Source organism: Rugamonas sp. (assembly GCF_025354735.1).
Taxonomy (GTDB): domain Bacteria; phylum Pseudomonadota; class Gammaproteobacteria; order Burkholderiales; family Burkholderiaceae_D; genus Rugamonas.
Genome location: NZ_JANXMI010000143.1, coordinates 1 through 26,577, shown reverse-complemented (window position 1 = coordinate 26,577; position 26,577 = coordinate 1). Strand labels below are relative to the sequence as shown.

Genomic DNA, 26,577 nt, shown 5'->3' with positions numbered 1-26,577 from the left:
GATTACGCCGCGGCGACGTCGGGGTCGGACCCCGATTTAGCTACGGCCTCACGACGCCAGCAGCCCCTTGATGGCGTCGAGCAGCACCGGCTCCTGGAACGGCTTGCCGAAGTAGGCGTTCACGCCCAGTTGCAGCGCGTAGTTGCGGTGCTTGTCGGCGCTGCGCGAGGTAATCATGATGATCGGGATCGCGCGCGTGCGCTCGTCGCCGCGCACGTTGCGGGTCAGGTCGAAACCGTCCATGCGCGGCATCTCGATATCGACCAGCATCAAATCCGGCGTCAAGCCCTGCAACTGCTCCAGCGCGTCGACGCCGTCCTTGGCCAGCGTCACCAGATAGCCTTCGCGTTCGAGCAGGCGCTGGGACACGCGCCGCACCGTCAGCGAATCATCGACCACCATGATGCTCTTTTGCTGCGACCGCGCCGGCGCCGTCTCGCTGGCCGCCGTCGTCCCCGACGCGTCGGCCGCATGCACCGGCCGCAGCACCGGATGGTGGGCCAGGTGCTGCGCCAGCGCCACCGGATTCAAAATCAGCACGATCTCGCCCGAACCGAGCACCGTCGCGCCGGCGATCCCCACCATGCGCGCCAGCTGCGGCCCGATATTCTTGATGACCACCTCGCGGTTGCCCAGCACCTCGTCGACCTGCACCGCCAGCCGCTCGTTGCCGTTCTTGAGCATCATCACGGGACTGGAGCGGTGCAGGGTGGCGCGCGGCGCGTCGTCGCCCAGCAGCGCCGGCAAATAATGCAGCGTGGCGTGCTGGCCCTGGATCGGCACGTAGCCGTGCGTGTGCGCTTCCACCAGCGCGGCCTGCTTCATTTGCAGCACCTGCTCGACCAGTATCGACGGCATCGCATAGGTCTTGCCGCCGGCCGACAGCAGCACCACCTGCGTCACCGCCAGCGTCAGTGGCAGACGGATGGTGAAGCGCGCGCCCTTGCCGCTGGCGGTGGCGGTGTCGACCCGGCCGCCCAGCGCCTGCGCCTCGGAACGGACGATGTCCATGCCGACGCCGCGTCCCGACAATTCGGTCAGCGCCTCGGCGGTGGTGAAGCCCGGCTCGAAAATCAGTTCGGCCGCTTCGGCGTCGCTGACTTCCTCGCCCGCTTCGAGCAGGCCGACGCTGCGCGCCTTGGCGCGGATGCGATCGAGATCGAGTCCGCCGCCATCGTCGCTGAATTCGATCACGACCTCGTTGCCCTGCTGGCTGACCTGCACCAGCAGCTCGCCGGTCTCGTTCTTGCCGGCGCCGCCGCGCTGCTCGCGCGTTTCGATGCCGTGGGCGATGGCGTTGCGCAGCAAGTGCTCGAACGGCGCGGCCATGCGCTCCAACACGCTGCGGTCGATTTCGACCGAGCTGCCGCGGATATCGAGGTTGACGCGCTTGTCGACCTCCTTGGCGCTCTGGCGCGCGACCCGGAACAGGCGCTCGGAAATACTGGCGAAGGGCACCATCCGCACCCGCATCAGATCGCGCTGAAGGTCGCGCGTCAGGCGCGCCTGCAGCACCAGGTCTTCGCTGGCGCTGTCGATGCTGCGGCCCAGGCTTTCGTGGAAGGAGGCGACGTCGTTGACGCTTTCGGCCATCATCCGCGTCAGCTCCTGCAGGCGCGTGAATCGGTCGAATTCCAGCGGATCGAATTCGCGCTCGCTGGAAATCGACATGCGCGAAGCGATTTGCGATTCGGCCTGCATTTCCACTTCGCGCAGCTGGCGGCGCAGGCGCGTGAGGTTTTCCGAGAAGTCGGACAGCGAGGAGCGCAGCGAGTCCACTTCGTTTTCCAGCTTGGAACGCGAAATCGACACCTCGCCGGCCTGGTTGACCAGGCGGTCCAGAATATCGGCACGCACCCGCACCAGCGGCGACTTGACGGCGGCCGGCAGGTCGCTGTCGGCGCTGTCGGCGTTGTCGAAATCGACGAAGACAGGCGCGCTGTCGAGCGATGCCGCGCCAACTGCCGGCGCTGCGGCGTCGCTTGCATCGGCGGCGGCCTGCTCCAGCGCGGCCGGCTGCTGCAATTGTTCGAACAGCAGCAGCGCGTGGTCGTAATGCGCCAGCAGTTCGTCGAAGGCCTGCGGCGTCGCCGTGCCGGCATGGACCATGTTTTCGATGTGCGTTTCGATTTCATGGGCGTGCTGGCCCAGGCGCATCGCGCCGGCCATGCGCGCGCTGCCCTTGACCGTGTGCAGAGTACGCAACAGCGCCTGCGCCGGCGCGGTGTCGGCCGGATTGTGCTGCCATGCGCGCAGCGCTTCGCCCACCTGCGGCAGCAAATCGGCGCCCTCCTCCAGGAACACCGGCAGCAAATCGATATCGATTTCGTCGTGGAAGAGCGCCGGCGCGGCGGTCAGGATTTCCGCTTCGGCTGGTGCCAGCGGAATGATTTCGATGTCCAGTTCCGTCAGCGGTTCGAACTCTGGTTCCGGTTCGGATTCGGGCGCCGGGACGGGCTCCAATTCGGATTCCAACTCCAATTCCGGTTCGGCCACGGGCTGCGCTTCGGACACGGGCTCGAACCCCAGCGCCTCGGCTTCCTCGACTTGCCCGGCTTCCTCGTCCTCAAACTGCGACACGATTTCCGGTACCGTCGCCGGCTCCCGCTGCGGCTCGTGCGCCTCAGGCATTGCGATCTGCGTCAGCGCGGGGTCGGCGAAGGCGTCATCGAAAGCGGAATCGAACAGGTCGTCGATGCCATCATCGACCGCCGCTCCGGCGTTGGCCGGCTTGTTCGCCGACGCCGCCGGCGCCACAGCGGCCATGCTGCCGCTGATGCTGTCGTAAGCGGCGCGGAACAGCTGATCGAGCGCGGACTCCTCGCCGTCGGCCAGCGCCGCAACGCCTTCCAGCTGCGATTCGGCCGGCACGGCATCGAGCTTCTCGTCTTCTATCGGCGACAGCGATTCGGCGACCGGAACTTGCGGCGCTTGCTCCATGGCCGCGGTACTGGTGATGCTGTCGAGCGTCTCGACGAACAGGGCGTCGAGGCGCGCTTCGATATCGTCGCTGGCGGCGGGCGGCGTGGTGGCCAGCTGCGTGCGCAGGTCCAGCAACGCGGCCATCAGCTCCGGCTGCGGCGCCGGCATCGCGCCGGCCGCGAAGCTTTGCAGCATCTGGCGTATGCGTTCAATCGTGAAGTCCAGCAGGTCGTGCTGGGCCGGATCGAGATGCGGCGCCGGCGGCAGCAGCGCTTCGAGCGTCAGCTCCAGCGCGTGCGCCACCTCGCGCAGCAGCGTGAAGCCGACGGTGCCCGAGGTGCCGCTCAGCGTATGCGCCGCCTGTAGCGCTTCGCCGGTGACGGGACGGCGCGGCTCATGGCGCCATTCGCCGAAGTCGCGCGTCAGCAGCCGTACCAGTTCGTCCGTTTCAGCCAGATAGATGTTGTACAGCGGCAGAGGGATTTCGAGCGCGCCGATATGACGGAAGTTGTCGTCGCGCGGCGGCGGCATCGTCACCGACGGGAAGTCGATGATATTGCCGCCGGCCGGCGCGGCGACGGCGGTGGCTTCCTCCTCGGGCGCTGGCGCTTCGACGCCGCTGTCCTCGCGCTTCGCGGCGCCATCGTCGGATGCATCCAGCGCTTCCACTTCATCCGGTGCTGCCACTTCGTGCGATGCTTCCGGCGCATCGGACAGCTCCAGCACCGGCGGCTGCGCGTCGATGGCGTCGGCCGGCGCCGGCGCCATGTCGAAGGCCGCGCCTTGCTGCACCCTGGCCGCGGCGGCGGACAAGGCGTCGGCGTTGCGCGCCGAAACACCGGTCGCCACCAGCTCGGCCACCCACAGATCGAGATCGTGCGCGGCGCGTTCGAGCAGCGCGAACAGGTCGTCGCTGGCGGGGCGGGCTTCGGACAGCCACACATTCATCACGCGTTCGATGCTGGCGGCGGCTTCGGCAAACTGGTTCAGGCCGACCATGCGTCCACTGCCCTTGAGGGTGTGGAAGGAGCGGCGCAACATCGTCAGATATTCTTCGCTGCCCGCCTCGGCGCGCGGCCTGGCCAGCGTGGCGCCGACAAAGGCCAGCACTTCCTGCGCTTCGCTGATGAAGATCTCGAGCAGCTCGGCTTCGACGCCGGCGTCGCTGGCCGGAATGCGCTGCGGCGGCGCCGCCGACGCCGGCACGGGCGCGGGCGCTGGTGCGACCTGCTCTTCCAGCACCGGGATCAATTCGGCCGCCGGCATTTTGCGGAACGGGACGGCGCGGAACGTGCCGTGTTCCGCGTCGAAGGCGAAGCGCTCCCTGGCGCCGGCCGGATTCTGCGCCAGCATGTCGACGAAGAAGCCGAGCGCGCCGACGTTCTGCGCGATGTCGTCGAGCGCGCGCGGCTCGTGGGCCGCGTCATTGACGCCGCCGGCCAGCTGCTGCACCGCCGTGCGGACCTGCGTCGCCGCGTGCATCGCGTCGTCCTGGTCGAGCATCGCCAGCGCGCCCTGCAACTGGTGCAGCACCGGGTCCAGCTCCTTGAGCGACGGTCGCTTCGATGGATCGGCATAGTATTCGTCGAGGACTTTTTCGACCTGGCGCAAGCCGGTCTTCATCTCGATGGCCAGCGCGACGACGGTGTCGTCCTGCTGCATCTGCTGGGCCAGCGCGCCCTGCCAGCGGGCCGCTTCCGGCGGCGTGTGGCCGGCCACCAGCGCCAGCAGGCGCGCGCCTATGGTGTCGGCGTGGGCGGCGAAATCGTCGGGCAGGTGGCGGATCTGTTCCAGTCCGTGTTCGGCGAACAGCAGCGCCGACGCCATTTCCAGCGCCAGCTCTTCGCTGCGGCCGGCGCTGATGGCGGTGTTGGCGACGTCGGCCAACTGGCGCAGCAGCGTGCCCAGTGCGGGCATGCCCAGTTTGTCGCAGGCGACGGCCGCTTGCGCCAGCGCGCGGCCGAAGGTGGCGTCGAGCGCCGGATCGATTTCGGCGTTGGCCAAACGGTCCCACGCGGCCTTCGCCTGCGCCATGCCGTCCTTGGCCAGCGCCAGCGCTTCGAGGTCGATCTGGCCGTAGCGGCGCGCTTCGTAATCGGACGGCACCAGGCCGTCGAGCGCGAACACGCGGCGCAGTTGCAGCGCGCTGTCCGGCATGGCCAGGTTGGCGTCGGCATGGGCGCCGGCGATGAAGAACAGCGCGTCGCGCAGCACGGCCTCCGGCTGCGCGGCCGTGCCCTGGCTCAAACGGCGGATCTGCAAATTGATCAAGCCGAACAGCTGCTTCACATACAGGCCGCCGGCCACATGGCCGCTGGCCACCAGCTCGGCGAAGCTTTGCATCGCCAGCCAGAAGGTGCGCGCCTTGGCGTCGGTCTGCGCGTCGGCCACCAGCGTGAGCGCGGCCAGCAGCGCGCCGGCGTTGGCTTGCCGGGCGGCGGCGTCGGCGCTTTTCAGGTAGGGCAGCAGCGCCTTCTCGAAGCGCTGCCGGTAGGCGCCGTAGTCGGCGTTCACCGCGTCGGCCGCCAGCGGCAGGCCCGGTATCTGCGACAGGTCGGGATAAAACAGGTCGGCCGGATGGATGCGCTCCGCGCCCAGCATTTCCTGCAACGCGCGGTAGTAGGGGAACAGCCGCACCGGCTGCGACGGCGCGCCGTCCAGCAGCGCTTCCAGATATTCGACCAGCGCCTGGTACATCTGCGTGACCGCCTGCACATGGTCGGTGCTGCATTTGAGCGTGCCGGCCTTGAAGCGGTCCAGCACTTCCTCGGCCGCCTGGGTCAGCAGGCCGACGCCGTCGAGATCGACCATCAGCAGCGCGCCGTGGGCCTGGTGCAGATGCGATTTCGCGTGCTGCAACTGGGTCGCCTGGTCTTCCGGCTCGCGTCCGCCCGCCTCGAACAGCGCGGTCTTGGAGCGGCCCAGCGCCTCGCGAATTTCCACCATCACCCAGGACAAAGGTCCGGTGTCGAATTGCGGCGCTGTGTACGGAAGATCTATATTGCTCATTGCTTGCCTCGGCCTTTCAATGGTGAGCGCAGTCTTTACATGCGGCTCGTCGGTGCTGTTGCTCGCGCCTTAATGCGCGATGCGGAACCGCGATACCGAGTTTTTCAGCTCCTGCGCCAGCATCGACAGCTGGTGAATCGATTGCGCGGTTTGCTGGGTGCCGTCCTGGGTCTGTTCGGTCACCTGCAAAATGTGCTGGATGTTTTGCGCCACGCCGTTGGCCGACGTGGCCTGCAGGCCGGTCGCGAACGAGATCCCGGAAATCAGTTCGGCCAGCCGGTTCGACACCTGCGAAATGTCGTTCAGCGCGGCGCCGGCGGCGTCGGACAGGCGCGCCCCCTCGACCACGCCCTGGGTCGATTTTTCCATCGCGGCCACGGCGTCGTGGGTGTCGGTCTGAATGGTGCGCACCAGCGCGCCGATCTGCTTGGCCGCTTCGGCCGAGCGTTCGGCCAGGCGCTGCACCTCCTCGGCCACGACCGAGAAGCCGCGTCCCGCCTCGCCGGCCGACGCGGCCTGGATCGCCGCGTTCAGCGCCAGCACGTTGGTCTGTTCGGTGATGTCGGAAATCAGTTCGGTGATCTCGCCGATCTCCTGCGACGATTCGCCCAGGCGCTTGATGCGCTTGGAGGTTTCCTGGATCTGCTCGCGGATCTCGTGCATGCCCTTGATCGAGTTTTCCACCGCCGTCGAACCCTGGCGGGCCGCCGCCACCGACTGGCGCGCCACGTCGGCCGATTCGCTGGCCGATTTCGACACTTCGGTGATCTCGTTGGCCATCTTGACCACGGTGGCGCTGGCGTCCTGGATTTCGCGCGACTGCTGCTGCGACGCCAGCAGCAGGTCGCTGGCGATGCTCTGCGCGTGGCTGGACGCGCGCGTGACCTGCTCGGCGGTGTTGGTGACGCGTCCCACCAGGCCGCGCAATTCCTCGACCGTGTAGTTGACCGAGTCGGCGATGGCGCCGGTGATGTCTTCCGACACCGTGGCCTGCACCGTCAAGTCGCCGTCCGCCACTTCCTGCAACTCGTTCATCAGGCGCAGAATCGCGGCCTGATTCTGGTCGTTCATGGCCTTGGCGTCTTCTTCCTGGCGCTGCGATTGCTGGCGCATGGTTTCGGCCTCATGGCGGCGCCGCTCGGCGCCACGGGTACGGTTGTACGAGTCTTGCAGCAGCACCCGGCCGATGGCCGCCGCCGACAACAGCGTCAGCATGCCGCCGGCCACCATCAGCCAGAAGGTGCCGTTGAGCGAATCCTGGTCGGCGCGGTAGGCCTGCTGCAAATTGACCAGGCTTTGGCGCAGGTCTTCGTTCTGGCTGAAGATCAGCTGCTCGGCGGTTTTGGCGGAGCTGAACTTGTCGAGGCGGTCGAGTATCGAACTGACCTGCTTCTGGTATTGCTCGAAGCGGGCCTTGAGCGTCACGAACTGCGCGCGCAAGTCCGGGTCGCGCGTGGCCGGCACGCCGAGCGCCTCGCTGCCGTTCAAAAAGGCGTCGATGGTGTTGCGGAACACGGTGGTGTCGCGTCCCAGCAGGAAGGCGGTCTCGGAGCTGCCGCCGCCGCCGGCGACGAACTGGCCGGCGCTGCGGCTCATGCGCTGGGTCAGCATGGTCAGCTTGCCGATGGCGGCCAGCTCGCGCGCGGTGCCGCCGCTTTGCACCTTGTGGGCGGAAATGGCTTCGGTCTCGGACAGCAGCTCGGGCGACAGCGCGTTCAGCGACAGCAGCGTTTTATCGACCCACTTCAAATCGTTTTGCAGGAACAGGATGGTGGTCGCCGCCTGGTAGGTGGCGGCCCATTTCTTGTTGGTCTGCGCCAGCACCGGCGCGATGGCCGAACCCGGGGTGCCGATGGAGTGGCCCTGATAGCGGCCGCCGTTTTGCATCAGCTGCAGGTCGTGGTTCAATTCATTGCGGCTGTTTTCCAGTTCGCGGAACGCTTCCGCATTGCCCTGCACCGCGTTCGGCGCGGCCTTGCCGATGCGCTGCGAGTGCATCAGCGCATCGCTGGCGATCTGGGTCTGGGTCGAGGTGCTGGTGTTGTTGTGCGAGTTGAGCGCGACGAAGCCGCCGCTGATGACCAGGCTGACGGCCAGCGTCGTCGACAAAATACTCAGTTGGCGCTGCGTGGCCAGGTGGCCGATCAGCGGCAGCTTGAAACCGGGATTGACTTCGGTCGATGCAACGGCGCCGCCGCTGCGCAGGGCGTCGCGCAGCCGCAGCGGCGTGTCGCTCGCGGTATCGGCGGCGGCGCCAGCATCGCCCCCCGCCACGGCGTTGACCGCCACGCCCGCCATCGGCATCGTGCTGGTGTCGAGGAACTGCGAATCGCCGCCGACGAATTCCGAATTGGCCGCCGTTTCCGCCGCAGCGTTCCCGCGCGAGAATAAAACCGTTTTGAATCCCATTACACCATCTCCCGATTGCCTAAGTGTGACCAACTATTTACTCTGGCGCCGCGCCGGCCGCCCTGAACCAACGAAACGTATTACAAGCCTAAACCCGTTACAAGCCTACTTGCAGGAAGCGCGCCTCGCGCACCAGCAGCGACAGGTCGATGCGGGTCCAGCGCCGCGCGTCGGCGTCGCTGAACTGCTGGCGGCACCACGGCGGCGTCTCGACCAGCGCGTCGCCGGCCGGCGCCACGCGCTCCATGTCGCCCAGGTTGCGCAGCCCCAGCACCCGCTCCACGCGCAGCGCGCAGTTGAACGACAGGGCCGGCGCGAAGGTCACGTAGCGGCCGTCGGCGGCGGTGGCCGGCGCGGCGGCCTGGCCGTCATGGCCGTAGGGAGTGTGGTAGAGCGCCAGGTCGACGATGCCGGTCAGGTTGCCGCGGATATTGGACAGGCCCTGATACCAGGGCTGCGCCAGCGGCACCGCCGTCAGCGCCTGCAAGGACACGATCTCGCTGATCTGGGTCAGGTCGAGCAGGAAGCGCTGGCCGCCGATCAGCACACCGAGTTCGCGGCCGCCCACGGCGGCCCCGCTTTTGGCGGCCTGCATGCGTTCGAGCAGCTGCACCTGATACTGGCGCAAACGGCTGCGCCGCTCGGCGCCGTCGGGCACCGGCTGGCCGCCGCGCGCGCGGGAGGGGTCGCCGGCGCCGCTCATCGCTCGCCGAGCGCCTTGATCTTGGCCAGCAGTTCGGCCGCGTCGACCGGTTTCACCAGGTAGTCCTTGGCGCCCTGGCGCAGGCCCCAGATGCGGTCCGTCTCCTGGTTCTTGCTGGAGCAGATAATCACCGGCACGTCCTGCAGATCGGGATCACGGGCGATGGCGCGCGTGACCTGGAAGCCGTTCGCGCCGGGCATGACGACGTCCATCAGGATCAGCTGCGGCTTGTCGATCTTAATCTTGAGCAGCGCCTCCTCGCCTGTTTCGGCGGTGGTCACGGAGAAGCCGTTCTTGACCAGGATATCGGTCAGGTAGTAACGCTCGGTCGGCGAATCGTCTACGATCAGAATTTTTTGTATGGCCATTGCTTCCTCCTGCTGCTCGATCTGAGAGCGCGAGCTTATTCTGTAAGGGCGCCGCCGGTGTGCTCGCGCACCGCCGTCAGCAGACTGTCTTTGGTAAAGGGTTTGGTCAGATAGGCGGCCGAACCGACCATGGCGCCGCGCGCGCGGTCGAACAGGCCGTCCTTGGACGACAGCATCAGCACCGGCGTGGCATGGAATTTCGCGCTCTTTTTAATCAGCGCGCAGGTCTGGTAGCCGTCGAGGCGCGGCATCAGGATGTCGCAGAAAATCAGCGCCGGATGGTGGTCGTTGATCTTGGCCAGCGCATCGAAACCGTCTTCGGCCAGCACCACCTGATAACCGGCCTGGGTCAAAAAAATCTCGGCCGAGCGACGGATCGTGGAACTGTCGTCTATCACCATGATTTTCAAAGCGTTTGCTTGCGGCGTTGTCGTCATATTTCAGTTCGCTGAAAAGATGCCATACGATAACATTGAATGGCGTCGCGCGCCGGTGTTTCGGTGGCCCGCCCGCCCGGTGGCGAACGAAAAAACCGCGGCGGCGGCGGCGGCCGAAACGGCGCCGCCGGCGATGGCGCCGGCGCGGCCCGCCGTTACAGGGCGACCATCTCGAAATCGTCCTTGCGCGCGCCGCATTCCGGACAGCTCCAGTTCATCGGCACGTCGGCCCAGCGCGTGCCCGGCGCGATGCCCTCGTCCGGCAGGCCGGCCGCTTCGTCGTAGATCCAGCCGCAGATCAAACACATCCAGGTCTGGAACTGCTGCGTTGTTTCATTACTACTCACGTCTGCCACCCTTCAATCAAGTAAAATGCTGAATTAGGTATCTTAATCTACCCGACGTGCAAAACCAAACTTCTCCTCTCATATTGACGTTCGGCGTCTCCGATCCGGTCGGCGCCATCGGCGTCCAGGCCGACCTGGCCGTCTTCTCCGCGCTGTCCTGCAACGGCCTGTCGGTCACCACCGCGTTGCTGATCGGCGACAGCGCCCGCATCGAGGACAGCCAGGACGTCGATCCCGACTGGGTCTCCGACCAGGCCCGCGTGGTGCTCGAAGACGCCGCCGTCTCGGCCTTCAAGGTCGGCGCCCTCGATCATGTCGAACACGTCACCGCCATCGCCGAAATCCTGTCCGACTATCCGGACGCGCCGCTGATCCTCGACCCGTTTTCGTCGCGCCTGCCCGAACGCGGCGACGACGGCGACCACGACGAGGAGGAACTGCTGACGGCCATGCGCCAGCTGCTGGTGCCGCAGGCCACGCTGCTGATGCTGTCGCTGGTGGAGCTGGGCCGGCTGGCCGAGACCTGGCGCGAATCGGCCGACGAGACGATGGAGTCCGACGTCGAGCACCTGCTCGCGCTGGGCTGCGAATTCGTGCTGGTGACCGGCACCGCGGCCGGCGCCGGCCACGGCGACTCGGTGCTGGCCAACACCCTGTTCGGCGCCGAGGGCATGGTCAGCCATGAACTGTGGCAGCACCTGCCCGGCCCCTTCATCGGCGCCGGCGGCACGCTGTCGGCCGCGATCACGGCCCACATGGCGCGCGGCGCCGAGGTGCCGGACGCGGTGCTGGCCGCGCAGGCCTACACCGTCGGCGCGCTGGCGCACGCGCAGCGCTACGGCATGGGCAAGCTGGTGCCGAACCGATTTTTCCAACTGCGGACCCCCGCGCTGTCGTAAGCGGCGGCCGCGCTCCCACTCCTTTAGCGAAGACACCGACATGACCATCTCGAAAAACGATACGCTGTTCGCCCGCGCCCAGAAAACCACGCCCGGCGGCGTCAACTCGCCGGTGCGCGCCTTCCGCTCGGTCGGCGGCACGCCGCGCTTCATCACGCGCGCCGAGGGCCCGTATTTCTGGGACGCCGACGACAAGCGCTATATCGACTACATCGGTTCCTGGGGTCCGGCCATCGTCGGCCACGCCCACCCGCAGGTGGTCAAGGCGGTGCAGGACGCGGCCACACGCGGCCTGTCGTTCGGCGCGCCGACCGAAGGCGAGGTCGAGATGGCCGAGGAAATCTGCAAGCTGGTGCCGTCGATCGAACAGGTGCGCCTGGTGTCGTCGGGCACCGAGGCCACCATGAGCGCGCTGCGCCTGGCACGCGGCGCCACGGGGCGCGACAAGATCGTCAAGTTCGAAGGCTGCTACCACGGCCACGCCGACTCGCTGCTGGTCAAAGCCGGCAGCGGCCTGCTCACCTTCGGCAACCCGACGTCGGCCGGCGTGCCGGAGGACTTCGTCAAGCACACCCTGGTCCTCGACTACAACGACGTCGAACAGCTGGAGCGGGCCTTCGCCTCCTTCGGCGACGAGATCGCGTGCGTGATCGTCGAGCCGGTGGCCGGCAATATGAACCTCATCAAGGCCACGCCCGCGTTCCTGCAAGCCATGCGCGCGCTGTGCACCGAGCATGGCGCGGTGCTGATCTTCGATGAAGTGATGTGCGGCTTCCGCGTGGCGCTGGGCGGCGCGCAGGCGCTGTACGGCATCAAGCCCGATCTGACGGCGCTGGGCAAGGTGATAGGCGGCGGCCTGCCGGTGGCGGCCTTCGGCGGCAGCGCGGCCTTGATGGGCAATATGGCGCCGCTGGGCGCGGTCTACCAGGCCGGCACGCTGTCGGGCAATCCGGTGGCGGTGGCGGCCGGCATGACGACCTTGAAGCTGATCCAGGAAGACGGCTTCTACGACCGGCTAAGCGCGACGGCCGCGCGGCTGGCGCAAGGCTTGACGGCGGCCGCGCGGGAGGCCGGCATCGCCTTCTGCGCCGACTCGGTGGGCGGCATGTTCGGCCTGTACTTCAGCGCCACGCCACCCGACAACTACGCCGAAATGATGGCCGGCGACCGCGCCCGCTTCAATGTGTTCTTCCACGCCATGCTCGACGAAGGCGTGTACTTCGCGCCGGCCGCCTTCGAGGCCGGCTTCGTCTCTGCGCAGCACAGCGACGCCGTCATCGACGAGACCATCGCCGCGGCGCGCCGCGTGTTCAAGAAGCTGGCGAAATAATCGCCGATAGCGCAAAAAAAGGGACAGTTTAAAAACTGTCCCTTTTTTATTTAGTCGTCCGGCTGGTCGTCCTTAGGCAGCTGGATCACGCCGGTGTTGAAGTTGTACTCGAACAGGTCGCCGTAGCGGCCCCACTCGATGGCCACGCGCAGCGCGCGTTCGGCCTCCTCCTCGTTGAGCGTGAAGCGCAGCAGCTTGAGGAACAGGTCCTCCGGCAGATCGCCCGAGCGGTCCTGCTGCAAGCCGTGGCAGATGTAGGCCACCAGCGGCACATGCTCGAGCAGCTGCTTGCCGAAGATCTCCTGGCGCTCGGCGTTGTTGGCGGCGACGTACTCGCTGCCCAACAGCGTCAACAAAATATCGCCGTCGGTCAGATACGCGAAGCCCAGCAAAATCAGCGCGTTCAACACCTGCAGCAGTTCGGCGTCGGTCAACTCGGTTTCTTCGGCCAGTTGCGGCAGGTCGGCGCGGCCCGAGAACGGCTCCTCGGCCAGCAGCTCCAGTATGCCCTCCATGTGCGAGATGTCGGCCTGCGGCAGACGGTCGCCCAGTTGCAGCTTGACTTCCTTCTCGCTGATCAGGCCCTTGCGCGAGGAACCGGCCGTCATCAACTCATACACCTTGTCGATCAGCGCCCGCACGTCCGCGCTGGCGGCCTTGCGCGGCTGCGGCAGCGAAATCGGCAGCTCGGCGCGCACCCGTCCCGGATCGCTGGCGAAGATCAGCACGCGGTCGGCCATCATCACCGCTTCCTCGATATTGTGCGACACCACCAAAATCGCCTTGGTCGGGATCTGGCCCGACTGCCACAGCTCGAGTATCTCTTCGCGCAGCCGTTCGCCGGTCAGCACGTCGAGCGCGGAAAACGCCTCGTCCATCAGCAGCACTTCCGGCTCCATCACCAGCGCGCGCGCGATGCCGACGCGCTGGCGCATGCCGCCCGACAGCTCGCGCGGCAGCGCGCCCTCGAAGCCGGACAGGCCGATCAGGTCGATGACTTTTTCGGCGCGCACCGCGCGCTCGGCCGCCGGCATGCCCTGCGCCTCCAGCCCCAGTTCCACGTTCTTTTGCACCGTCAGCCACGGGAACAGCGCGAACGACTGGAACACCATGCGGATGCCGCGCGCGGTGCCGTACAGCGGCATGCCGCGATACAGCACCTGGCCGCTGTCGGCTTGCAGCAGGCCGGCCATGATGCGCAACATGGTCGATTTGCCGGAGCCGGATTGGCCCAGCAGCGCGACGATCTCGCCTTCATGCAGCGCGAAGTCGACGCCTTCGAGCACCGAACGGGCGGTGCCGTCGGCCGATTTGAAGTGTTTGCCGACCGACTTCAGTTCGACGATTGCTTGAGTCATAAGAATTTCTCGCTATGCTAAAAGTGCAGCCGGCTCTCGGCCATGCGGTACAGCCGGCGCCAGACGAAGTGGTTGAAGCTCATGACGAAGATGCACATCACGCCGATGCCCAGCGCGATGCGCGGGAAGTCGCCGGCGGCCGTCATCTCGGCGATGTAACTGCCCAGGCCATGGGCCTGCAAGGTGGTCGGACCCCAGCTGACGTATTCGGCCACGATGGACGCGTTCCACGAACCGCCGGTGGCGGTGATGGCGCCGGTGACGAAACTGGGGAAGATCGCCGGCAGCAGGTAGCGCCGCCATTTGAGCCAGCCGGTCAGGCCGAAATTCTGCGCCGCGTGGCGCAATTCGGTCGGCACGGTGGAGGCGCCGGCGATCACGTTGAACAGCAAATACCATTGTGTCCCCAAGATCATCAGCGGCGACAGCCAGATGTCGGGATTGAGGTGGAAGCGCACGATCAGCACCACCGCCACCGGGAACATCAAATTGGCCGGGAAGGCGGCGAGGAACTGGGCCACGGCCTGCGTGCGCGAGGCCCAGCGCGGATTCATGCCGATCCAGACCCCGACCGGGACCCAGATCAGCGCCGCCAGCGCCAGCAACAGCAGCACGCGCGACAGGGTGTAGAGGCCCAGCACGCAGACCCGCATCACTTCCGACCAGCCCACTTCGGCGCTGATGAAGTGGCCCAGCTCCCACAAGGCGTAGAACACGACGGCGGCGATGACGGCGTCCCAGATGCGCTGCGGCGCCAGCGACGATTGCAGCGGCCGCGCGCGGATCGAGGTGCCGTCGTGCTGAAGGCGGAACATGGCGATCGAGCGCTCCAGCAGGCCGCCGAACATTTCGACCAGTTGCTGCGTGCGGTCGGTGCGGCGCAACCACGTCAGCAGCCACGACTCCTGCGCCGTGTCGCTGCCGGTTTCCTCGTAGCGGAATTTGTCGGCCCAGGCCAGCAGGGGGCGGAAGAATAATTGGTCGTACATCAGGATGCCGATCAACATGGTGAGGATGGCCCAGCCGATCGCGCCCAGGTTCTGCTGCTCGATCGCCATCGCGATGTAGGAGCCGATGCCGGGCAGTTTGATGTTTTGGCCGGACACCGAAATCGCTTCCGAGGCCACCACGAAGAACCAGCCGCCGGACATCGACATCATCATGTTCCACAACAGGCCGGGCATGGCGAACGGCAGTTCCAGGCGCCAGAAACGCTGCCAGCCCGAGAGCTGGAACACGCTGGCCGCTTCCGACAATTCGGCCGGCACGGTGCGGAAACCCTGATAGGCGCTGAAGGCCATATTCCACGCCTGCGAGGTGAAGATGGCGAAGATGGCGGCGAATTCGACGCCCAGCAAATTACCGGGGAACAGGGCGATGAAGGCCGTCACCGTGATCGACAGGAAGCCGAGGATGGGGATCGATTGCAGGATGTCGAGCAGCGGCACCAGCACTTTTTCGGCGACGCGGAATTTGGTGGTCAGCGCCGCGAACACGCAGCTGAAGACGACCGAGGCGCCCAGCGCGATGACCATGCGCAGCGTGGTGCGCAGCAGATAGTAGGGCAGGTAATAGGGTTCCAGCGACAGCGGCAGCGTCTCGCCGACCTGGTAGGGCCGCACCATTTGCTGGCTGCCGTAGGCCAGCAGCACGAACAGCGCCAGCACGATGGGCAGCAAGGCCCAGTCCCAGCGATTGCCGCCGGCTTCGACCACCTGGCGCGGGAAAAACTGCCGTTTTTTTATCATTCGTGGACTTTCTCTGGCAACGGCGGGCGTTACGGATGGTGGATACGTGGAGCTTAACGAACTAGTTTAACTGATCGAGGTGACAGCAGAATGACAGTATGCGCGACGCGGGGGCCGGCGGCGTCATTCTAATTGATCTGCCGCCGCAAAGGAACGGCGCGCGCCGACAGTCGCCGGCCCGCCAGCGCCGCGGCGGCGTCCATCGCGGGCGGCCCGCGTCAGCGCGTCGCTTTCTCGATGGCCTGGTCCTGCAGGCTTTGCGGGGTCGAGGCGGCCGCCTCGGGCGCCGCGACTTTGGGCGCTTCGAAACCGTGGGTCTGGTGGACTTCGACCACGCGGCTGGTCGGATTGCCAGCCTTGCAGTCGACGTCGGAGTACACCGTCCTGCCGTCGATGACGCACTTGCGCAGCACGCCGGCAGGCGCCACGTTCACGGGCGCCGCGTTCACGGCCGGGCCGGGCATGGCGGCGGCGCGTCCCCTGCCCGCCGGTTTGATATCCTGCGACAGCGGGCGGCCGCTCAATTTATCGATGGCGTCGATCAGCGGATTGCGCTCGTAACGCATGCCGTACAGCGCCGCCATCGCGATCGCGGCCAGCGCGGCCGAGGCGATCGCCACCTGAATCAGGTTGATGCCGCGCTGGCTAGTGGATTTTGTGCGACGCATGCGCCTTCCTTTATATTAGTCCGGCAGTTCGGCGGAACCCATGCGGCGCAAGATCACGCCGCTGCGCTTGGCCAGGTAGGGCGAGTCGCGATGCTTGTCGAAGAAGCGCGGATTGGGCAGCAGCACCGCCAGCCGGGCCGCCTGCGCCGCGCCCAGCTTGGCCGCGCTGGTGTTGTAGTAATGGCGCGACGCCGCTTCGGCGCCATAAATGCCGCTGCCGAATTCGACCACGTTCAGATAGATTTCGAAGATGCGTTCCTTGTCCATCAGCGTCTCGAGCATGTAGGTGATGACCAGCTCCTGCCCTTTGCGCAGATAGCTGCGCGAGCCTGACAGGAACAAATTCTTGGCCAGCTGCTGGGTGATGGTGGAGCCGCCCGAGACCACCTTGTGCTTCTTGCTGTTTTTGGCGTAGGCCTTTTCCAGCGCATCCCAATCGACGCCGTCATGCTCGTTGAAGTTGGAATCCTCGGAGGCGATGATGGCGCGTTTCAGATTGGTCGAGATGCGGTCGTAGGGCACCCACAACTGCTCGATGTTCGCGTTCGGATTCGTTTCGCGCAGCACGGCCTGCTGCTCGCGCATGAAACTGGTGGTGCCGGGATTGTGGTCGACCCACCACCAGATCTGCAGCAGAAAATACAGCTGCACCGCCAGCACCAGCGCGATGGGCACGATGCAGATCCACTTGATCCACGCCCGGCCGCCGGACTTGCGCGCCCTGCTCATGCGCCGGCCCGCAGCTGCGCCAGCACGGCCGCCGTGTCGGGGTGGACGCCGCGCCACAGCGCGAACGCTTCGGCGGCCTGCTCGACCAGCATGCCGAGGCCATCGCGCGTCAACGCGCCATGGTCGGCGGCGAACTGCATGAACACCGTCGGCTGCTCGCCGTACATCATGTCCAGCGCCAGCGTGCCGCACTCGAAGACCGAGGCCGGCACCGGCGGCAGGTCGGCATCGAGGCTGGCCGAGGTGGCGTTGATGACGATGTCGAACGGGCCGGCGAGGTCCGCGTAGTCGAGCGCCGACACCACGCCGGCGCCGCCCAGCGCGGCGAAGCGCTCGACCAGGGCGGCGGCCGTGGCCACGGTGCGGTTGGCGATCACCAGCTGGCGCGGGCGATGTTCGAGCAGGGGCAGCACGACGCCGCGCGCGGCGCCGCCGGCGCCCAGCAGCAGCACGCGCTTGGCGGTGATAGGCACGCCGGCGTTGTTGACGATGTCGGCCACCAGGCCGGCGCCGTCGGTGTTGTCGCCGATGATGCCGTCGTCGGTGAAGTGCAGCGTGTTGACGGCGCCGGCGGCCTGGGCCCGTATCGTCAGCGCCTGCGCCACGCGCACCGCTTCGAGCTTGAACGGCACGGTGACGTTGGCGCCCTTGCCGCCTTCCGCGATGAAGGCGTGGACGGCGGCGGCGAAGCCGTCGAGCGGCGCCAGGCGCTTATCGTAATCGAGCCGCTGGCCGGTCTGGCGCGCGAACGCGGCGTGGATGGCCGGCGATTTGCTGTGGGCGACCGGGTTGCCGAAGACGCAGTAGCGGTCCATCACTGGCCTCCGCCGCCGTTGCTCAGGCTCGCTTCCATTTTTTCTTCGCGGGTGAATTTGAAACCGGTGATGATGACCCACAGGTCTTCGCGTTCGTTCGACAGCATCTTGGGCGGGAAGCGGCCGAACGGCGCGGCGCGGCGCACGATCTCCAGCGCCTTGGCGTCGAGCGCCGGGTTGCCCGAGCTTTTCTCGACGTGGGCGCCGCCGTCGCGCATATAGATCGAGCCGTCCTGCGTGACCGGGATGTAGATCACCAGCTGGCCGTACAGCTTGCGGCCGTTCGCCTGCGGGAAGTTGAGCGTGCCGATGTCCTCGATGCGCTTTTGCATCGTCTTGTAATAGTCGGCGTAACCGACTTCGCGCGTGCTCGGCGTGATGAAGGTCTTCTTGGGCCGCTTGTTCTGGTCGTCGATGGTTTCGCTGATCTCGGCGGCCGAGCGGGCGATGGCCTTGCTGATGTCGAGCAGGTCGGCGCCGGTCGGTGTCGGATCGGGCTTGCTCTTTTCGGTCACGGGCGGCGCCGTGAACGGCGTCGGCCTGCTGACCTGGGTCAGCAGGTTTTGCTGCTGCGCTTCGAGTTCGGCGATGCGGCGGCGCGCGGCCTTGACGCTGTCGCCGGTCTCCTGCTTGCGCATGTCCGGCAGCGGCGACTTGGCCCGTCCCAGGTCGGCGTTGCCGCCGCCGTCAAGGTTGGCCTGGGCCAGCGCCTCGGCCTTGAGCGGCGCGTGCGCGTGCTTGGCGTTGACCAAAATGACTTCCAGGCCCGGATCTTTGGGCTCGATGCGAAAGGCGTCCGGCGCGACGAAATGCACCGCGAGCAGCGCGCCATGCGCCAGCAGCGAGATGCCGATGGCGGTGTACAGGAATCGGTTTTCTTGAAAAGACTTCACTCGGTGCCAGGCAATCAGGATGCTGCGTGAAAAGGATGGCTGATTTTACGACAAACACGGGGAGGCCTTGAATGTTTTTGGCGCCATGGCGCGCAACGGGGCAAGTTGGGCGCGCCCGGCGTCGCCTTTTTGCCGGCGGACCGGCATCGGCGGCGAGACCGGGGTCCCCGGTTGCGCTACTCGGCCAGCGGCGCTTCGCTGGCGATTTCGGCGGCTTCGACTTCGGGGCCGGAGGCACCGTCGACTTCGGCCGCATCCGCCGCTTCGCCGGCGCCGGCTTCGCCCTCGGCGCCCTCTTCCTCATCCTCGTAATCGAGCTCGGCATCGCCGGACACCGTCACGGCCGCCGGAATTTCCAGCAAGCGCGCTTCGATCGTCAGGTCGACCTCATCCCAGCGCAGGATGTCGAGCTTGACCTGGGCGCCGCGCGCCACCGACGGCATGCCCGGCAAACGGATAATCAGCGGGATGTCGACCAGGCGCAGCACTTCATCCTTCAGCACGACGGCCTCGACCTGGCGCGCCTCCTGCTGGCCCAGCCAGCGCAAGCACCAGTAGCGTTCCATATTCGACTGGAAGTCGCCGTAGGCCGCGTACGCCGCGTCGAACTGCGAGACGATGGCGAACAAATTCGCGTCCTTGGGCTTGAACGGCGCCACCAGCGGCGCCGTCACGCCGTGCTCGGCGCAGGCCAGGATCTGCCACTGGTTGACCAGGTCGGTATACCGGCGCAGCGGCGACGTCGACCACGCATACTGGTCCACGCCCAGCCCCTGATGCGGGGCCGCGTGCGTGACCATGCGCACCTGCATCTTGGCGGCCCAGCCGCCGGTGCCGCCGCCCTGGCTGCGGTAGATGCCGGGCACGCCGTGCTCGTGCATCAGCTTGCCCCAGCTGCTGTTGGCGAAGATCATCAGCTCGGCGACGATCTTGTCGAGCGGCGCGCCGCGCTTGCGGCGGGTGACGGTGACGACGTCGTCCTCGACGTAGAAATTGAAGTCGACGCGGTTGTTCTGCTCCGGCTTGAGGCCGAAACCTTCGCGCTTTTTCATGCGGCCCTGTTCCAGCTGCTGGGCCCACTGCCACAACAGCGCCAGCTCGTCCTTGTGGGCGTAGTCGCCCACGCCGCTGGCCAGGGTTTCCTCGTTGACCAGCTCGTCGAGGTCGTTGTGGCGCAGGTTGCTGGCGATGGGCACCAGCTCGGCCCGCGTTTCGGTGCTGATGACGCTCCAGTCGGCCGGGTCCAGCGTGGCGTACAGCGACAGCGCCGGGCAGGTCTTGCCTTCGGCCAGCGTGAACGCTTGCACGATGGCGTCCGGCAGCATGGTGATCTTGTCGCCCGGCATATAGACGGTGGACATGCGCGCGCGCGCCATCTTGTCGACCGCGTCGTCGGGCTTGATGCCCAGCGCCGGCGCGGCGATGTGGATGCCGACCCGCACCATGCCGTCGTCCAGCCGGACGACCGAGAAGGCGTCGTCGATCTCGGTGGTGGTGACGTCGTCGATGGAGAACGCGGCCACGGCGGCGGTCGGCAGCTTGGTGGCCGCCGACGGCACGGGCACGTCGGGGAAGCCGGCGCCGCGCGGGAAGTTCTCGAACAGGAATTTGGACAGGTGCAGTTCCTTCGGCGAGGCCACGCCGCCGCAGGCCAGCATCAGCTGCTGCGGGTTGGTGTGCAGCTCGTTGCAGGCCGCTTCCATGGCCTTGTATTCGATGGTGTTCTTGTCCGGCTTGAACAACAGTTGCAGCACCATGTTTTGCATGGCGGCAGGCAGGCGGTTGGCCTTGAGTTCCTCGACGTATTCGGCTTGCACCAGCGCCTGCTGTTTCTTTTTCTCGATGCCGGCCTGGGCCGCGCGCAGCGATTGCTCGGGCGCGGCCTTGTAGCGGCCGCGCCCCTTTTTATAGAAGTAGATCGGCGCCGAGTGCAGGCTCAGGATCAGGCCGGCCGCCTCGAAGGGCAGCGGCGCGTGGCCGAAATATTCGGCGCCCAGCTCGGCGAAGTCGAACTCCTCCTCGCCCGCCACTTCCCACAGGAAGTCGAGGTCCATGTCGGCCGCCACTTTCCTGGCCTGTTCCATCAGGTCGGCCGGGGCCGGTTTCTCGTATTGCAGCAGCACGTCCTTGATCTTGACCTTGGTGCGCTTGCCGCTGGCCATCTCCACCTGGTAGGCCTCGCCCGCCTGCGACAGCACGGTGCCGACTTTGAAGTCGCCGGATTCTTCGAAAAATAGATTCATTGCTAGCTTATGTTGGTTGTTGTTATGGGCTGCGGCAGCAGGTCCAGCACGCTCGGCAGGAAGACCTCGGTCACCAGCAGCAATCCCTGGCGGCGCTGATACAGACAGCGCCGCGCATACAGCGCTTGTTCTTCATGGGCGCCGGCCCCCAGCGCAGCGCGGGCGCGCTGCATCAGGGGATGACTTTCCCGCAATCTTGCAAATTCCAAAACGCCACGCCGCACGCGCGGGTCGCCGAACAGCGTGCTGCCCAGCGAACGCTCGCCCAGCGCGCTGAACAGCGGCCAGTCGGTGGCCGTGGCCGACATCGGCACCACCGTGTGGCCGAACACCACCGGCGTATTATCACACCGCAGCAGCACTTCGCGCTCCCACACGCGGCCGGGCTGGTGCAGGCCGATGGCGCCGGCCTCGTCGCTCAGGCAGCGCGCCGTGCGCTGGTGCAGACACTGTACGCGGAATTGTTCGCTGTGCCGTTTCAGTTTGGCCGTCAGCGAACCGCCGCCGCTGAGCCAGTGGCGCAGCGCCGCCGGCGGGTTCGGGCCGCCGATGTGGGTGTGCCATGGCGCTTGCCGCAGCGACTGCCCCCTCACCGCGCGCCTTCGATGCCGCAGAAGGCCAGCACCGTGTCGACGTAGTCCGCGAACTCGGCGATGGCGTGGTCGCTGCCGGCAATGATCCGCTGGCGCGCGCCCGCATAGTGCGCCACCATGTCGCGATAGTCCAGCACTTCGTCGCCGGTGGCGGCGATCAGGAAATAGCGCTGCGGATCGGTGATGCCGGCCACGGCCAGCGCCCGCAACTCCTCTATATAAGAGCGCTTGAATTCGAACGGTTCGTCGGAGTGGAACTGGGTGGTGACGCCGACGTGCTTATCCAGATCCTGAAGCGGCACGATGGCCGGATTGAGCAGCACGGCGCGGCAGCCGATGCGCTCGGCCAGCCAGGTCGCGTAATAGCCGCCCAGCGAGGAGCCGACGATGGCCAATTGATCGGCCGGCACGCCGGCGATCAAGCTGTCGGCCAACGCCATCGCCGCCTTCGGCGAGGCCGGCAGCTGCGGGCAGACGTAGTCGGCCGCCAGCCCCAGCCGCGCCATGCGCTCGCCGACCAGGCGCGCCTTCATCGATTTCGGCGACGAGCGGAAACCGTGCAGATATAAAATCATCGCGCCAGCGCTTCCAGGATTTTCTGGTGCACGCCGCCGAAGCCGCCGTTGCTCATGACGACGATGTGGTCGCCCGGCCGGGCCGCCGTGGCGATGGCGGCCACCAGCAGGCTGATATCTTCATAGGCGCCGGCCCGTTCGCCCAGCGGCGCCAGCGCGTCGGCCAGGCTCCAGCCGAGCGCCTCGTGGCTGCCGTAGCCGAACACCAGGTCGGCGTCCGCCAGGCTGCCCGGCAAGGCGTCCTTCATGGCGCCCAGCTTCATGGTGTTTGAGCGCGGTTCGAGCACGGCCAGGATGCGGCCGGCGGCGGCCTCGTGCCTGAGCTTCTGGCGCAAGCCGCCGACGGTGGTGGCGATGGCCGTCGGATGGTGGGCGAAGTCGTCATACACGGTGATACCGTCGACCACGCCGCGCACCTCCATGCGCCGCTTGACGTTCTCGAAGCGGCCCAGCGATGCGGCCGCCTGCGCCACCGGCACGCCGACGTGGCGGGCGGCGGCGATGGCGGCCAGCCCGTTGGCGCGGTTGTGCTTGCCCGTCAGTTGCCAGCGCACGGTGGCGGACGGCGCGCCATTGAAGAGGACGTCGAAACTGCCATCGTCATGCTCGGTCATGGCCCAGTCGACGCCGTCGGCGCGGCCGAAGTGTTCACGCTCGCTCCAGCAGCCACGGTCAAGCACGCGCTGCAAGGCCGGTTCGTCGCCGTTGACGATCAGGCGGCCTATGCCGGGCACGGTGCGCACCAGGTGGTGGAATTGGGTTTCAATCGCGGCCAGATCGGGGAAGATGTCGGCGTGATCGTATTCGAGGTTGTTGAGGACGGCGGTCTTGGCGTGGTAGTGGACGAACTTGCTGCGCTTGTCGAAGAAGGCGGTGTCGTACTCGTCGGCCTCGATGACGAAGAAGGCCGAGTCGGCGCTCTTGCCGCCGGCCGAACCGGACAGCCGGGCCGAGACGCCGAAGTTCATCGGCACGCCGCCGATCAGGAAGCCGGGCGCGTAGCCGGCGTCTTCCAGTATCCAGGCCAGCATGGCCGAGGTGGTGGTCTTGCCGTGCGTGCCGGCCACGGCCAGCACCCAGCGGTCTTGCAGGATGTGCTCGCCCATCCATTGCGGCCCCGACGTGAACGGCAGGTTGCGGTTCATGATGGCTTCGATCAGCGGATTGCCGCGCGAGACCACGTTGCCGATCACATACAGATCCGGCTTGAGGTCGATCTGCTCGGGGCCGTAGCCCTCGATCAGTTCTATGCCCTGGGCTTGCAGCTGGGTGCTCATCGGCGGATAGACATGGGCGTCGCAGCCGGTGACGCGGTGGCCCGCTTCTTTCGCCAGGACCGCGAGGCCGCCCATGAAGGTGCCGCAGATGCCGAGTATGTGTATGTGCATGTGGTGTGAGGATTGAACCTGATAGATATGGGATTTTACCCGAATGGGATTTTACCCGAGGCGGCGGCTTTATCCGCTTCAGAGTATCATCTCGGCCATGACGTCCCTTCCCTTTGCCGAAGTCCAGCTGCTGCGAGCCGAGATCGCCGCCGCCGCCGCGCGCCTGATCGCGCAGGACGGGGCCGACTACGGCAGCGCCAAGCGCAAGGCCGCGCGCCAGATCCTCGGCGAATCTCACGGCAACGAACAGCTATTGCCCGACAACGCGCAAATCGAAAACGAAGTGCGCCTGTATCACGCGCTGTTCCAGGCCGACAGCCAGCCGGCGCGGCTGTTCCAGCTGCGCACGGTGGCCGTGCAGGTCATGGAGGAGCTGGAACGGTTCAACCCCTTCCTGACCGGCGCCGTCTTGAACGGCACGGCCGGGCCGCATGACGACATCCACTTGCAGCTGTTCGCCGACAGCGCCAAGGATGTCGAAATCTATTTGTTGAACAAAAACCTGACGGTCGACATTTCCGAGTCGCCCCACTTCAAGGGACCGCGCTTCGAGCCGGTCGAGACCGTCAGTTTCCTTTGGCGCCAGGAAGGCGTGCACGCCGCCCTGTATGATCTGGACGACTTGCGCGGCGCCCTCAAGGCTCGCAGCGACGGCAAGCCGCTGCGCGCCGACCTGGCCGGCGTGCGCGCACTCTTAATTAGCAATCCACTCACTGTACAAGACCATGAAGAAAAATAATCTCATCGCCATCGCCGTCATCGCCCTGGCCTTCGGCGCCGCCGGCGCCTGGTACGGTTCGCATCAAAACCAGAAGGAAGCGGCGGCGCTGGCCGCCATCGCTCCGGTTCCCGCCCCCGCCAGCGCTGCGGCGGCCCCGGGCGCGGCCGGCGCGACCGGTCCGGTCGACAAGCTGTTCCAGCAGTCGCTGCCGGACAGCCAGGGCGTCAAGCAGGCGCTGGCGCAATGGAAGGGCAAGCCCATGCTGGTCAACTTCTGGGCCCCGTGGTGCGGCCCTTGCGTGCGCGAAATGCCGGAATTGTCGGCGCTGGCGACGTCGGAAGCGGGAAAAAAACTGCAAATCATTGGCATCGGCATCGATAGCCAGGCCAATATCGCCGAGTTCGCCGGCCGCATGAAGATCAGCTACCCGGTCTACGTGGGCGGCATGGAAGGCACGGACTTGTCGCGCGACCTGGGCAACACGGCCGGCGGCCTGCCCTACACGGTGTTGATCGGCGCCGACGGCCAGGTCAAGAAGACCTATTTGGGCCAGTTGAAGTTTGAGCAGCTGCGCGCGGACCTGGCAACTCTGTAACCAGCAGTACAAGTTTTCTTCGCAATTTTTTCTCTTGCCAAGGTGGGCCGCAGGCGGCAAAATGCGGAACTTTCGCGGAAAACGGTCTAGACGACATGGCAACAAAGCTTCTACTGCTCAACGGCCCCAACCTGAATTTGCTGGGAACGCGCGAGCCTGAGGTGTACGGTGCAAGCACGCTGGCCGACATCGAACACGCAGCCGTGGCGCAAGCGACGGCCGGCGGCGCCAGCTTGTCCTGTTTCCAGAGCAACCACGAAGGCGCGCTGATAGACCGCATCCACGCGGCCCGCACGGAAGGCGTGGACGCCATCGTCATCAATCCGGGCGGCCTCACCCACACCAGCGTCGCCCTGCGCGATGCCCTCGCCGGTGTCGCCATTCCCTTCGTGGAAGTCCACATTTCCAACATCCATCAGCGCGAAACATTTCGCCACCATTCCTTTCTCAGCGCGATCGCGCAAGGGACAATCTGCGGCCTCGGTATCGATGGATATCGCTTAGCCATCGACTTTGTTCTTAAAAAGCGTTAATCTACGCGATCTGCGCGCATTTAGCGCGGCCGCGCCCACAAGGCGTTGCCGTACACACTTATATAACAAGATATTCCTGGGGGTTTCACATGGATCTACGCAAGCTCAAGACGTTGATAGACTTGGTTGCTGAATCGGATATTGCAGAGCTGGAAGTGACCGAGGGCGAAAGCAAAGTCCGCATCGTCAAGTCGTCCGCGCTGGCGCACAACCAGGTCATGATGATGCCGTCGCAAGGCATGCAGCAATACCAGCCCGCCCCCGCCCCGGCGGCCGCGCCGGCCGCTGCCAGCGTCCCCGCTGTCGTGGAGCCGACCGGCTACGTCGTCAAGTCGCCCATGGTCGGCACCTTCTACCGCTCGTCGTCGCCCGGCTCCGCCGCCTTCGTCGAAGTCGGTTCTTCCGTCAAGGAAGGCGATACCCTGTGCATCATCGAGGCCATGAAGCTGCTCAATGAAATCGATACCGACAAAGCCGGCATCGTGACCCAGATCCTGGTCGAAAACGGCCAGCCGGTCGAATTCGGTCAACCCTTGTTTGTGATAGGCTAAGTCCGGCTCGCGGCCCCGTTTTCGTCGCCCACCGCGCGTTTCAGGGCCGCCCGGATTTCGTACCGCATTCTTCCTCTCCATGGTGTTGCCGGCTTGCCGGCGCTCACAGACCTACGCGAACCTATCATGTTTGAAAAAATCCTCATTGCCAACCGTGGCGAAATTGCCCTTCGTATCCAGCGCGCTTGCCGCGAAATGGGCATCAAGACGGTTGTGGTCCACTCGGAAGCCGATAAAGACGCCAAATACGTGAAGTTGGCCGATGAATCGGTGTGCATCGGACCAGCGTCGTCGGCGCTGAGTTATCTGAACATGCCAGCCATCATCAGCGCCGCCGAAGTGACGGACGCCCAGGCCATCCACCCCGGCTACGGCTTCCTGTCGGAAAACGCCGACTTCGCCGAACGGGTGGAAAAATCGGGCTTCGTCTTCATCGGTCCCCGCTCGGAATCGATCCGTCTGATGGGTGACAAAGTGTCGGCCAAGCAGACCATGATCAAGGCCGGCGTGCCCTGCGTGCCGGGTTCGGAAGGCGCGTTGCCGGACGATCCCAAGGCGATTGTGCAAATTGCCCGCAAGGTCGGCTACCCGGTCATCATCAAGGCGGCCGGCGGCGGCGGCGGGCGCGGCATGCGCGTGGTCCACACGGAAGCGGCGCTGATCAACGCGGTCGCCATGACCAAAACCGAGGCCGGCTCCGCTTTCGGCAATCCGGAAGTGTATATGGAAAAGTATCTGGAAAA

General features: G+C 66.1%; 23 protein-coding genes. 7 read left to right on the top strand and 16 right to left on the bottom strand.

The features are described 5' to 3' along the window. Window positions 1-48: 48 nt before the first annotated feature. From Q0S71_RS11960 to Q0S71_RS11935, 6 genes are all read right to left on the bottom strand, one after another. Window positions 49-5,931, bottom strand: coding sequence for an Hpt domain-containing protein (locus tag Q0S71_RS11960; RefSeq protein ID WP_295995501.1), 5,883 nt, complete (start codon window positions 5,929-5,931; stop codon window positions 49-51). Window positions 5,932-6,000: 69 nt separating this feature from the next. After that, window positions 6,001-8,340: a methyl-accepting chemotaxis protein gene (locus Q0S71_RS11955; protein ID WP_295995497.1), complete on the bottom strand. Its 2,340-nt coding sequence runs from the start codon at window positions 8,338-8,340 to the stop codon at window positions 6,001-6,003. A 97-nt stretch (window positions 8,341-8,437) separates the two neighbouring features. Further along, a complete protein-coding gene (locus tag Q0S71_RS11950; RefSeq protein WP_295995495.1) occupies window positions 8,438-9,043 on the bottom strand; it encodes a chemotaxis protein CheW in 606 nt (201 codons plus the stop codon). Beyond that, window positions 9,040-9,411 (bottom strand): response regulator, encoded by a 372-nt coding sequence (locus tag Q0S71_RS11945; protein ID WP_295995492.1) that lies wholly within the window; start codon window positions 9,409-9,411, stop codon window positions 9,040-9,042. The genes Q0S71_RS11950 and Q0S71_RS11945 overlap by 4 nt, the downstream gene beginning before the upstream one ends. Before the next feature lie 35 nt (window positions 9,412-9,446). Further along, the gene (locus tag Q0S71_RS11940; protein ID WP_295995489.1) at window positions 9,447-9,848 is read right to left on the bottom strand and encodes a response regulator; all 402 of its coding nucleotides are present in this window, start codon (window positions 9,846-9,848) and stop codon (window positions 9,447-9,449) included. Window positions 9,849-10,003: 155 nt separating this feature from the next. Further along, window positions 10,004-10,195, bottom strand: coding sequence for a rubredoxin (locus Q0S71_RS11935; protein WP_295995486.1), 192 nt, complete (start codon window positions 10,193-10,195; stop codon window positions 10,004-10,006). A 56-nt stretch (window positions 10,196-10,251) separates the two neighbouring features. On the opposite strand from Q0S71_RS11935, the gene Q0S71_RS11930 reads away from it, so the two are divergent. Both Q0S71_RS11930 and hemL read left to right on the top strand, forming a co-directional pair. Next, entirely contained in the window at window positions 10,252-11,094 is an 843-nt protein-coding gene (locus tag Q0S71_RS11930) for a hydroxymethylpyrimidine/phosphomethylpyrimidine kinase (protein ID WP_295995483.1), read from the top strand. A gap of 40 nt (window positions 11,095-11,134) precedes the next feature. After that, a complete protein-coding gene (gene hemL / locus Q0S71_RS11925) occupies window positions 11,135-12,424 on the top strand; it encodes a glutamate-1-semialdehyde 2,1-aminomutase (protein WP_295995482.1) in 1,290 nt (429 codons plus the stop codon). Window positions 12,425-12,474: 50 nt separating this feature from the next. Here hemL and Q0S71_RS11920 read toward each other — a convergent pair whose 3' ends face one another. From Q0S71_RS11920 to mpl, 10 genes are all read right to left on the bottom strand, one after another. Continuing rightward, entirely contained in the window at window positions 12,475-13,782 is a 1,308-nt protein-coding gene (locus Q0S71_RS11920) for a nitrate/sulfonate/bicarbonate ABC transporter ATP-binding protein (protein WP_295995480.1), read from the bottom strand. 17 nt (window positions 13,783-13,799) lie between these two features. After that, the gene (locus Q0S71_RS11915) at window positions 13,800-15,530 is read right to left on the bottom strand and encodes an ABC transporter permease subunit (protein WP_295995477.1); all 1,731 of its coding nucleotides are present in this window, start codon (window positions 15,528-15,530) and stop codon (window positions 13,800-13,802) included. A gap of 218 nt (window positions 15,531-15,748) precedes the next feature. Continuing rightward, the gene (locus tag Q0S71_RS11910) at window positions 15,749-16,198 is read right to left on the bottom strand and encodes a DUF4124 domain-containing protein (RefSeq protein ID WP_295995475.1); all 450 of its coding nucleotides are present in this window, start codon (window positions 16,196-16,198) and stop codon (window positions 15,749-15,751) included. Window positions 16,199-16,213: 15 nt separating this feature from the next. Further along, window positions 16,214-16,927: a monofunctional biosynthetic peptidoglycan transglycosylase gene (gene mtgA / locus Q0S71_RS11905; protein ID WP_295995472.1), complete on the bottom strand. Its 714-nt coding sequence runs from the start codon at window positions 16,925-16,927 to the stop codon at window positions 16,214-16,216. Next, window positions 16,924-17,742 (bottom strand): shikimate dehydrogenase, encoded by an 819-nt coding sequence (gene aroE, locus Q0S71_RS11900; RefSeq protein ID WP_295995470.1) that lies wholly within the window; start codon window positions 17,740-17,742, stop codon window positions 16,924-16,926. The genes mtgA and aroE overlap by 4 nt, the downstream gene beginning before the upstream one ends. Next, window positions 17,742-18,635, bottom strand: a complete 894-nt coding sequence (locus Q0S71_RS11895) for an energy transducer TonB (protein WP_295995468.1) — start codon at window positions 18,633-18,635, stop codon at window positions 17,742-17,744. The genes aroE and Q0S71_RS11895 overlap by 1 nt, the downstream gene beginning before the upstream one ends. Window positions 18,636-18,811: 176 nt before the next feature. After that, window positions 18,812-20,878: an RNB domain-containing ribonuclease gene (locus Q0S71_RS11890; protein ID WP_295995465.1), complete on the bottom strand. Its 2,067-nt coding sequence runs from the start codon at window positions 20,876-20,878 to the stop codon at window positions 18,812-18,814. 2 nt (window positions 20,879-20,880) lie between these two features. Continuing rightward, window positions 20,881-21,471, bottom strand: a complete 591-nt coding sequence (locus Q0S71_RS11885) for a chorismate lyase (RefSeq protein WP_295995462.1) — start codon at window positions 21,469-21,471, stop codon at window positions 20,881-20,883. Next, window positions 21,468-22,046 carry a YqiA/YcfP family alpha/beta fold hydrolase gene (locus tag Q0S71_RS11880; RefSeq protein ID WP_295995459.1) on the bottom strand — a complete coding sequence of 193 codons (579 nt, stop codon included), beginning with the start codon at window positions 22,044-22,046 and terminating at the stop codon, window positions 21,468-21,470. Before Q0S71_RS11880 ends, Q0S71_RS11885 begins: the two co-directional genes overlap by 4 nt. Further along, window positions 22,043-23,434, bottom strand: coding sequence for a UDP-N-acetylmuramate:L-alanyl-gamma-D-glutamyl-meso-diaminopimelate ligase (gene mpl / locus Q0S71_RS11875; protein WP_295995456.1), 1,392 nt, complete (start codon window positions 23,432-23,434; stop codon window positions 22,043-22,045). The genes Q0S71_RS11880 and mpl overlap by 4 nt, the downstream gene beginning before the upstream one ends. 97 nt (window positions 23,435-23,531) lie before the next feature. Here mpl and Q0S71_RS11870 point away from each other — a divergent pair, with 97 nt between their 5' ends. From Q0S71_RS11870 to Q0S71_RS11850, 5 genes are all read left to right on the top strand, one after another. Then, the gene (locus tag Q0S71_RS11870; protein ID WP_295995453.1) at window positions 23,532-24,173 is read left to right on the top strand and encodes a hypothetical protein; all 642 of its coding nucleotides are present in this window, start codon (window positions 23,532-23,534) and stop codon (window positions 24,171-24,173) included. Next, a complete protein-coding gene (locus tag Q0S71_RS11865) occupies window positions 24,160-24,750 on the top strand; it encodes a TlpA disulfide reductase family protein (RefSeq protein ID WP_295995450.1) in 591 nt (196 codons plus the stop codon). Before Q0S71_RS11870 ends, Q0S71_RS11865 begins: the two co-directional genes overlap by 14 nt. A gap of 95 nt (window positions 24,751-24,845) precedes the next feature. Further along, window positions 24,846-25,283 (top strand): type II 3-dehydroquinate dehydratase, encoded by a 438-nt coding sequence (aroQ, locus tag Q0S71_RS11860; protein WP_295995447.1) that lies wholly within the window; start codon window positions 24,846-24,848, stop codon window positions 25,281-25,283. Between the two features lie 89 nt (window positions 25,284-25,372). Beyond that, the gene (gene accB / locus Q0S71_RS11855) at window positions 25,373-25,834 is read left to right on the top strand and encodes an acetyl-CoA carboxylase biotin carboxyl carrier protein (protein ID WP_295995444.1); all 462 of its coding nucleotides are present in this window, start codon (window positions 25,373-25,375) and stop codon (window positions 25,832-25,834) included. Window positions 25,835-25,960: 126 nt separating this feature from the next. Then, on the top strand, window positions 25,961-26,577 hold a 617-nt coding region (locus Q0S71_RS11850), incomplete at its 3' end, for a biotin carboxylase N-terminal domain-containing protein (RefSeq protein WP_295995441.1).